Genomic DNA, 5,346 nt, shown 5'->3' on the forward strand with positions numbered 1-5,346 from the left:
GTCCGGGCGCGGGGGCGTCCGCCAGCGGGCGGGGGCTCGTGCGGCGGCGCCGGCGGCGGTGGGTGCGGATCACGGCGTTCGGGGTCACGGCTCTGCTCGTGGCCGCCGGCGGGGTCGGCTGGGCCGTGTACGCGAAGCTCAGCGGGAACATCACACCCGACGAGGCGGCCGCCGCCGAGCTCGCGCGCTACGACAGGGAGCGGCCTACCTCACTGGTCAAGGACGCCCGCAACATCCTGCTGATCGGGTCGGACTCGCGTGAGGGGACCGCCAACGCCCGCTACGGGCGGGACAACGGCACCGAGCGGTCCGACACCACGATCCTGCTGCATCTGTCCGCCGGCCGGGACAACGCCACCGCCGTCTCCATCCCCCGGGACCTGATGGTGGATCTGCCGGGCTGCCGTCGTCCGGACGGGTCCCGCAGCGCGCCCCGGTTCGCCATGTTCAACCAGGCCTTCCAGCTGGGCGGCTCGGCCTGCACCATCCGGACCGTGGAGAAGCTGACCGACATCCGCGTCGACCACCACGTCGTCGTCGACTTCCACGGCTTCAAGGAGATGGTCGACGCGGTCGACGGAGTCGCGGTGTGCCTGCGGCAGCCGATCGACGACCGGGCCGCCAAGCTCCGGCTGCCCGCCGGGCGCGTGACGCTGAACGGCGAGCAGGCCCTCGGCTATGTGCGCGCCCGCAAGACCCTGGGCGACGGCAGCGACACCGAGCGGATGGAGCGGCAGCAGCGTTTTCTCGGGGCACTCGTCAACAAGGTGCGCAGTAATGACGTCCTGCTGAATCCGGCGAAGCTGTATCCCGTGCTGGACGCCGCCACGTCGTCCCTCACCACCGACCCGGAACTGGCGAGCTTGCGCGGTTTGTACGCACTCGTGCGCGGCCTGCGCGACATCCCCATGGAACAAGTGCAATTCCTGACCGTCCCCCGGGAGTCGTACGCCTACGACACCAATCGCGACCAACTCGTGGAGCCTGCGGCAAAGCGACTGTTCGAACGGCTGCGTACGGACACACCGGTGGTCGTGGCGGGCAACGGCCCACGTGAGGGGTCGTACGGGGATTCCCGTCCGGGTCCCTTTCGCGAGCCCACCGTCACTGTTTCTCCTCCACCGACGTTTCGGGGGAACACGGCAGCCGAGGACACCTGCGAGTAAAGCGGGCACCAAGGCCACTCGGAGGCAATGGGCTCTTCACCCAGGAAATGGGCGAATTGCCCAACTGTAGGGACGTGGAATGGGTCACCGTCGTCGCCCGGCGCCGAATGGGGCGGTTAGTGTGAGCGATCCGGTGCGACCGGCCCCGAGGGAAGGTCCCGAGGTCGCGCACTGTGTGACCGAGACCCGAGCGCCTTGGAGGGGAAGGCGCCGCGTGCCCCGACGGAGGAATCAGGCAACCGTGGACGCGCAAGGCCGTGGGCGGGCGGACGACATCGATCCCGCAGACCAGTGGGTGCTCAACCCGAGCACCGGTGAATACGAACTGAGACTGGGCCCTTCCGCACCGCAGTCGGGCGTCCCCGCGCCGCGCAAGCCACGGCCCTCCGAGGCGGCCCCGCCGGCCCGTGGCCGTACGGAGGCGCCCGGCCGGCCGCGGCCGGAGACGCCCGGGCGTGCGGTGCCCCCGCCGCGCAGGCGCCGCGGGGCGCCGGAGGAACCGCTGCCGGGGCGGCGCGGACGGCGCCCGGCAAGGAAGTCCTCCAAGGGCCGGAAGGTCCTGCTGTGGACCGGCGGCGCGATGGCGTTCGTCCTGGTCGCCGGCGCGGGTGCCGCGTATTTCTACATCGAGCACCTGAACGGCAACATCGCGTCCGTCTCCGACGACGGCGCGAGCACCGGTGGCTTCCAGAAGGACAAGGCGATCAACATCCTGCTGATCGGCACCGACAAGCGCACCGGCAAGGGCAACGAGGACTACGGCGACGCGGGCAGTGTCGGACACGCCGACACCACGATCCTGCTGCACGTCTCGAAGGACCGTTCGAACGCGACCGCGCTGAGCATCCCGCGTGACCTGATCGTCGACGTGCCGGACTGCCCGACGACACAGGAGGACGGCACGCAGAAGATCATCCCCGGCACGCAGCAGGTCCGCTTCAACACGAGCCTCGGCCAGGACGGCCGTACGCCCAGCTGCACCATGCGGACCGTGACCGAGCTGACCGGGGTCAAGCCGGACAACTTCATGGTCGCGGACTTCAACGCGGTCAAGACGCTGACCAGCGCGGTGGGCGGGGTCGAGGTCTGCGTGGGCAAGGACCTCGACGACCCGGACTCGCACCTCAAGCTGTCCAAGGGCACGCACACCATCGAGGGCGAGCAGGCGCTGGCGTTCGTGCGCACCCGGCACGCCGTCGGTTTCGGCGGCGACCTGAGCCGGATAGGACTGCAGCAGCAGTTCCTGAGCGCGCTGATGCGCAAGCTGAAGTCCAACGACACCCTCACCAGCCCGTCGAAGATGCTCGACCTGGCCGAGGCGGGCACGAAGGCGCTGACCGTCGATTCGCAGCTGGACAGCATCGGCAAGCTGAAGGACCTCGGCCTGGAGCTGGGCAAGCTCAACACCGAGAACCTGACCTTCACCACCATCCCGGTGATCGACAACCCGACGGAGAAGGTCAAGGCCACGGTCGTGCTCAACGAGTCGACGGCCCCGCAGGTCTTCGACATGATCAAGAACGACGTCTCCTTCACCGCCGTCAAGGAGCGGAAGAAGAAGGAGGCCGCCGCGGTCGCCGCCCGGCTGAAGGGCACCAAGGCCCCGGCCTCCGAGGTGCGGGTGCGGATCCTCAACGGCGGTGCCGTCGCCGGCAGCGCCCAGGAGACGCTGAGCTGGCTGCAGAACGAGGAGGGCGTGACCAAGTCGGAGAACGCCGGCAACGCGCCCGCCTCGCTGGCGAAGACGACCCTGGAGTACGCGCCCGACCAGGCCGACCAGGCCCGCCGCCTCGCGGACCTCATGGGTCTGTCCGGGTCCGCGATGAAGCCGGGCGAGAGCGTGACCAACGACCAGGGGCTGCCCGCCATGACACTGACCCTCGGCAAGGACTTCGAAGGGGCGGGGGTCTCCCTCACCGCGCCCACGAAGGCACCGGAGGGGGTGCAGAAGTCCACCGCCGACAAGGTGGAGTGCGCCAAGTGACCTGCAATTCCGTCGCGTTCACGGGACTTCCTTCAAACAAATGGGCGGGATTGCCCAGTTGTGAGACGTGGAATTTGTCACCCACGTCGCTTGACGCGGAAGTGTGCGGATAGTGTGTGCGATCCAGTGCTCTCACCCATGAGGTCCGTCCTGGGGGCGTGCACTGCTCGACCAGCACCGTGCGCCTTCCGGGGGAGGGCGCTGCGTGGCCCGACGGAGGAATCAGGCACGTGGACGCGCAAGGCCGTGGGCGGGCGGACGACATCGACCCCGCAGACCAATGGGTACTCAACCCGAACACCGGTGAATACGAACTGCGACTGGCTCCTTCCGCAGCGCAGTCGGCCGTTCCCGGCCCGCGCGAATCCGGCGGCCGTGGCGCGACCGGAACGGGCGGTGCGGGAGGCGCCCGCCGGACCGCCCCCGCCCGGCGTCCCGGGGCCTCGGCATCCGGTGATGAGGCTCCCTCCCCGCGCAGACGCACCAGCGCCCCGGCCGAGGCGGCCGCGGGACGGCGCGGGCGCCGCCCGGTGCCGAAGAAGGCGAAGGGCAGGAAGGTCCTGATGTGGACCGGCGGCTCGCTGGCCTGCGTCCTGGTCGCCGGCGCGGGCTCCGCGTACCTCTACTACGAGCACCTCAACGACAACATCACGTCCGTCTCCGACGACGGCGCCGGCACCGGCGGGTTCAGCAAGGACCGTGCGATCAACATCCTGCTGATCGGCACCGACAAGCGCACCGGCAAGGGCAACGAGGGCTACGGCGACAAGGACAGCGCCGGGCACGCGGACACCACGCTGGTGCTGCACGTCTCCAAGGACCGCACGAACGCCACGGTGCTGAGCATCCCGCGCGACCTGATCACCGACATCCCGGACTGCCCGACTACGCAGGACGACGGCTCGGAGGAGGTCATCCCGGGCAAGCAGCGCACCCGCTTCAACAACAGCCTCGGGCAGGAGGACCGCACGCCGAGCTGCACCATGCGCACGATCACCGAGCTGACCGGGCTGAAGATGGACCACTTCATGGTGGCCGACTTCAACGCGGTCAAGACGCTGACCAGCGCGGTGGGCGGAGTCGACGTCTGCCTGGCCAAGGACATCAAGGACCCCGACTCCAAGCTCGACCTGCCCAAGGGCGAGCACACCATCGCGGGCGAGGAGGCGCTGGCCTTCGTACGCACCCGGCACTCCGTGGGCTTCGGCGGTGACCTGAGCCGGATCGAGCTGCAACAGCAGTTCCTGGGCTCGATGCTGCGCAAGCTGAAGTCCAACGACACCCTCACCAGCCCCCCCAAGATGATCAAGCTGGCGGAGGCGGGCACCAAGGCGCTGACCGTCGACTCCCAGATCAACACGATCAAGAGGCTGGCCGATCTCGGGGCCGAGCTGGGCAAGTTCGACACCAAGAACCTCACGTTCGCCACGGTGCCCGTCGTCGACAACCCCGCGGAGAAGGTCAAGGCCACGGTGGTCCTGAAGGAACCCCAGGCCCAGCAGCTCTTCGCGATGGTCCGCGACGACGTGTCGCTGACCGACGTGAAGCAGCAGAAGAAGAGGGAGAAGACCGCCGAGGCCGCCCGGCTGAAGGGCACCAAGGCCCCGGCCTCCGAGGTGCGGGTGCGGATCCTCAACGGCGGTGCCGTCGCCGGCAGCGCCCAGGAGACCCTCAGCTGGCTGCAGGTCGAGGAGGGCGTGACCAAGTCCGAGAACGCGGGCAACGCGGAGCAGCCGCTCGCGAAGACCACGCTGGAGTACGCGCCCGACCAGGCGGACCAGGCCCGCCGGCTCGCCGACATCATGGGCCTGTCCGGGGCCGCGATGAAACCGGGCGAGAGCGTGGACAACTCCCAGGGCGTGCCCGCGATGACGCTGACCCTCGGCAAGGACTTCGAGGGCGCGGGCGTGCCCCTCACCACTCCGGCGAAGGTGCCCGAGGACGTTCAGAAGGCCACGGCCGACAAGGTCGAGTGCGCGAAGTGACCTGACCGTCGCGTCCTGCGTCTGACAGGTGGACGGAGTATGCCCGGACGAATCGGCCGGGTGTACATCCGACCGGGCATGTCAGTGGTCCAACCAGTAGCGGGGACGGCCGTGCGCCGGCGGAACACCGGGGGAACCCGTGCTCCGGGCGGGCACGGGTCGCCCGCGATCCAACACGACGCGGGGCGGGCCCGTGGGTCGGCCGTAGGGG

The 5,346-nt window shown here is 69.5% G+C and carries 3 protein-coding genes; all 3 read left to right on the plus strand.

What is annotated here, in order from left to right; translation table 11 throughout:
• Window positions 1-1,166 (plus strand): LCP family protein (locus C1J00_RS37635; protein WP_245936662.1); only part of this gene is annotated, 1,166 nt, incomplete at its 5' end.
• Window positions 1,167-1,407: 241 nt separating this feature from the next.
• Complete coding sequence (locus C1J00_RS37640; RefSeq protein ID WP_102913398.1) at window positions 1,408-3,150, plus strand: LCP family protein; 1,743 nt, start codon at window positions 1,408-1,410, stop codon at window positions 3,148-3,150.
• 230 nt (window positions 3,151-3,380) lie between these two features.
• Window positions 3,381-5,135 carry an LCP family protein gene (locus C1J00_RS37645; RefSeq protein ID WP_102913399.1) on the plus strand — a complete coding sequence of 585 codons (1,755 nt, stop codon included), beginning with the start codon at window positions 3,381-3,383 and terminating at the stop codon, window positions 5,133-5,135.
• Window positions 5,136-5,346 lie beyond the last annotated feature (211 nt).

It is taken from the genome of Streptomyces cahuitamycinicus, from assembly GCF_002891435.1.
Taxonomy (GTDB): Bacteria; Actinomycetota; Actinomycetes; order Streptomycetales; family Streptomycetaceae; genus Streptomyces; species Streptomyces cahuitamycinicus.